Raw genomic sequence first — 4085 nt, forward strand, 5'->3', positions numbered from 1 at the left:
GTCCTCGACGAGCGGGAGGGCCTCGGGGCCGGGCACCAGGTGCGGGAGGGCGTGCAGGACCGCGCGGCGCTCGTCCGCGGTGCCCTGCTGGTAGAGCCGGGTCAGGGCCTCGAGTCCCGCCCGGGCCTCGATCAGCAGGAGCGTACGGACGGCGTCCGCGTTGTCGTGGCCGCAGCACCGCCCGGCGGCGGCGAACCGCAGCTCCCAGCTGTGGGCGAGGTACGGAGAGGAGGCCGCCGGGGGCGTTCTCGCCGCGCACGCGGCATCGGCCAGCGCCCCGTCGAACCAGGCGCGCGCGGTGTCGTCGGGCAGCCGGGCGGCGACGTCGTCGCGGGTCCGGGAAGGGGGTTGCGTCATGCTGCCGGCGCTCCCTTCGTGGCGGTGGCCGCCGTGGTCCGGAGGAACTCGACGGAGGACCGGGCCAGTTCCGGCCCGGCGTGGGAGTGGCGGGGCAGCTCGACGACGGTCAGGCCCTGGTAGCCGGTGGCGGCGAGCGCGTCCAGCACGGGCGGGAAGTCGATCTCGCCGTCCCCGAACGGTAGGTGCTCGTGCACCCCGCGGCGCATGTCCTCGATCTGCACGTGCCGCAGCCAGGGCGCGGCCGCACGGACGCACTCGGCGGGCGGGTCCGGCTCCAGGCACTGGCAGTGGCCGATGTCGAGGGTCAGGCCGAGCGGAGACGGGCTGCCGAGCAGGGTGCGCAGGTGGTGGAAGTCGGCGAGGGTGGCGAGGAGGTGGCCCGGTTCGGGCTCGATCGCGATCGGCACGCCGGCGGCGGCCGCGGCGTCGAGCACGGGCGTGAGCGCCTCCCCCAGCCGCCGCCACGCGGTGTCGTCGTCGGTGCCGGGCGGCGTGATGCCGCTGAAGCAGTGCACGGCGTGCGCCCCCAGGTCCGCCGCGACGTCGACCGCCGTGATCAGCAGCCGGGTACGGGCGGCCCGGCCCTCCGGGTCCGGGTCGAGCAGCGACGGCCCGTGCTTGCGGCGCGGGTCGAGCACGTAACGGGCGCCGGTCTCGACGGTCGCGGTGAGGCCGAGTTCGCCGAGCCGGCGGGCGACCCGGGAGGTACGGGCGGCGAGATCGGGGGCGAGCGGATCGAGGTGCATGTGGTCGAGCGTGAGCCCGACGCCGTCGTAGCCCAGGTCCGCGAGCAGGCCGAGGGCGTCGTCGAGACGGAGGTCGGTGAGGCCGTTGGTGCCGTAACCGAGGCGGAGTCGCTGCCGAGGGCTCATGTGGGACTCACCTTCCGTGCGAGCGTGCGGGCCAGGGGGACGAGGCCCAGCAGGGCGAGAGCGGTGCCGTTCGCCCCGGACCGGGCGGCGAGCGCGGCCTGGAGCGGGATCATGGCGCGGATCCCGCCGCCGACGGCGCGCTGTGTGAGGGGCGGGGACGGGTTGAGGGCGGCGTGCAGGCAGGGGACGGCGGCGGTGCGGACGTACGCGGCGGCCGACCAGGCGGGGACGGGCCCTTCCGTGGCGCGTGCCCGTGCCAGCAGCAGGCCGAGCGCGGTCGTCGTGCCGAGTGCGGTGAGGGGGGTGAGTGTCGAACCGCCGTGCGCCTCGTGCCGCGAGACGGCGGTGACGGCGTAGGTGTGGGCGGCCAGCGCGGCTGCGGCGGGGGCCGCGGCGCGCAGGGCGGAGCCGGGCGTGGCGGGCGGTCCCCCGTCCCGTCCCTTGCCGTGGGGGAGCACCTGGCGGGACGTCGAGGCCCCGGCGGTGGTTCCTCGGCCGGTCCGTGTCGCGGTGGGTGCCGACACGGTCGCCACGGCGCCGAGCAGGAGGTCCAGGGCGCGGGCCGCGGCCATCGCCGTCGGGGCCGCGGGGGTGTGCTTCAGCCGGAGGTCGTACGCCCAGACCGTGGCGGTCAGGGCCGTCGCCACCGCGAGCGCGGGGCGGCCGGCACGGGCGGCGAGCGTCAGACCCGCCGCGGTCAGGAGGCCGGCCGCGCCCAGCGCCGCCGTCGGGGAGACACGGCCGGAGGGGACGGGACGGTGGGGGCGGTCGACGGCGTCCTCGTCGCGGTCGGCCCAGTCGTTGAGCGCCATGCCCGCCTCGTAGAGGCAGAGCGAGGCGCCCACGGCGTACGCCGTTCCCCGGTGGGGTCGCAGCCCGGCGGCCGCGGCACCGGCGAGGGCGTCACCGGGCACGGTGAACAGCGCGGAGACACGGAGCAGTTCGGCCCAGTCCCGCAGCCGTGCCCGTCGTCCGCGCCCCGGTGCGGCGTCCGCGGGGCCCCGGCCGCTCCCGGGCCGGGTGGGGCGCGGGGCGCGCGCCGGAGCGGGCGGGGCGAGACGGGCCAGGAGGGAGCGGATCACTTCGCCTCCCGCAGGCGGCCGGCGAACGACAGCAGCGCGGTGTACTGCTCCGAGAGGCCCGAGGGGCCCGCGTCGGGGTCCTTGAAGTAGAAGCCCAGCTCGCCCAGCGGACCGGACAGACCCGCCTCGTGGGCGCGGGCGACCAGACGGGCCAGGTCCAGCACGAGCGGGGCGGCGAGGGCCGAGTCGCAGCCCTGCCAGATGGTCTGCAGGACCATCCGCGAGCCGAGGAAGCCCTCGAAGGCGATGTGGTCCCAGGCGGTCTTCCAGTCGCCGAGCGCCGGCACGTCGTCGATGTGCACCTCGCCCTCCGGGGTGTGCCCGAGGGTGTCGGTCAGGACGCGCTCCTTGCCCGAGTTCTTCGCCGCGGCCGCCCCCGGGTCGGCCAGGGCCGCCCCGTCGCCGCCGCCCAGCAGGTTGGTGCCGGACCAGGCCCGTACGTCCAGGGCGCGCTGGACGAACATCGGGGCGAGCACGGCCCGCAGCAGCGTCTGGCCGGTCTTGCCGTCACGGCCCGCGTGGGGAAGTCCACTGGCCGCGGCGGCGTCCGTGAGCGCCTCGGTGCGCAGCCCGGTGGACGGCGTGAAGTTGACGTAGGGGCAGCCGGCGCGCAGGGCGGCGGCCGCGTAGAGGGAGCTGGGCGGCAGCCGTACGGCGTCGGGCGCGGGCAGCGGCTCCGTGGAGGAGACGTTGACGACGACCACCCGTGCCAGTGCGTTGCGCGTGCGGAACGAGGTGAGGTCGGCGGCGAAGTCCGTGATGAGTTCCTCGTCGCTGCGCGTGTCGCCCGGGGTCGGGCCGCCGGGCCGTATCTCCTCGTCCGCGGCCCGGAGTTCGGCGTGCACGGCGGAGGCGAGCCCGTGCGGCAGGACGCCCGCGCCGGTGAGGTGTTCGGCCCGCTTGGGCAGCGGGCAGTCGGCGGTGTCGTGGCCGCCGAAGACGAGTGAGGACAGGGGCGGCAGGCCGGTGCCGTCGAACGGTGGTGTCTCGGTGACCATGCCGGTCGGAGGACGCAGTCCGGCGGTGACCGCCGCGCATCCGGCGACGGCGGTGGTGGCCACCGATCCGCGGGCTCCGACGAACCAGACTCCGGTGCGTGCGGTCCGTCCGTCGGTCTGGGGCTCCGATGCGTTCCCGTCGTTGTTCACGGGCTGCCTCCCTGCCATGTCGATGTTCCGATGTGGTTGGAGGACGGTGGGCGGGGTTCGGGACCTCCCGCCCACCGCCGGCATGTGGGCGGGCTTTGGCCGCGGCCTAGGAGGACGGCTCCGTGGTCGGCGCGGTTACGGCGAGCGAGTGGGCGGCGAGAGCGCCGCCGGTGAGAAGTGCGGGACCTCTGGGGGCACTTGGCCCTGGGCTGTGCACGGGTGTCCTCCGTTGGCCGGTCGAACGAACTGTGCGCCGTGCAACCGGGACGCGCCATCAGTACCGAACCGCGTGTGGCGCCTGTGCACGAAAGGGGACCGTAGCCCGGTTCGTCCTCGACGGAAAGACCTTGTGCGGCCGAGAAGTTGAACTTTTTCCCAGTCCAGGACAAAGCGGTGTCCGGGCAGTCCGGACCGGCCCGGCGGCTCTCCCGCCGCCGGGCACCGGCCTGGCCGGGTTCCCGGCAGGCCTGCCGGGCTTCTCGACGGGCCTGCCGGGCTTCCCGACGGGCCTTAGTCGTCGCCGCTTCCGAAGGCGGCGTCGAAGGATGCCGTGGGCGGGTCGAAGTCGAACCGCTTCAGGTCCGCCAGTGCCTGCGGCGCGCCCTGGAGGCGGTCCATGCCGG

3 protein-coding genes and 2 pseudogenes are annotated in these 4085 nt (G+C 75.9%); all 5 read right to left on the reverse strand.

Annotation, left to right across the window (positions count from 1 at the left end; all coding sequences use genetic code 11):
* A pseudogene (locus tag FHS37_RS38610) lies at positions 1–357 on the reverse strand (EboA domain-containing protein); the annotation flags it as partial.
* On the reverse strand, positions 354–1232 hold the full coding sequence (locus FHS37_RS38615) for a sugar phosphate isomerase/epimerase family protein (protein WP_184829986.1): 879 nt from the start codon (positions 1230–1232) through the stop codon (positions 354–356). The pseudogene FHS37_RS38610 and the gene FHS37_RS38615, both read right to left, overlap by 4 nt.
* Positions 1229–2314 (reverse strand): SCO3242 family prenyltransferase, encoded by a 1086-nt coding sequence (locus FHS37_RS38620; protein WP_184829988.1) that lies wholly within the window; start codon positions 2312–2314, stop codon positions 1229–1231. Before FHS37_RS38620 ends, FHS37_RS38615 begins: the two co-directional genes overlap by 4 nt.
* Complete coding sequence (locus FHS37_RS38625; RefSeq protein ID WP_184829990.1) at positions 2311–3480, reverse strand: inositol-3-phosphate synthase; 1170 nt, start codon at positions 3478–3480, stop codon at positions 2311–2313. The genes FHS37_RS38620 and FHS37_RS38625 overlap by 4 nt, the downstream gene beginning before the upstream one ends.
* A gap of 492 nt (positions 3481–3972) precedes the next feature.
* Positions 3973–4085 (reverse strand): annotated as a pseudogene (locus FHS37_RS38630) (sugar phosphate isomerase/epimerase); the annotation flags it as partial.

It is taken from the genome of Streptomyces griseomycini, from assembly GCF_014203535.1.
Lineage (GTDB): Bacteria > Actinomycetota > Actinomycetes > Streptomycetales > Streptomycetaceae > Streptomyces > Streptomyces griseomycini.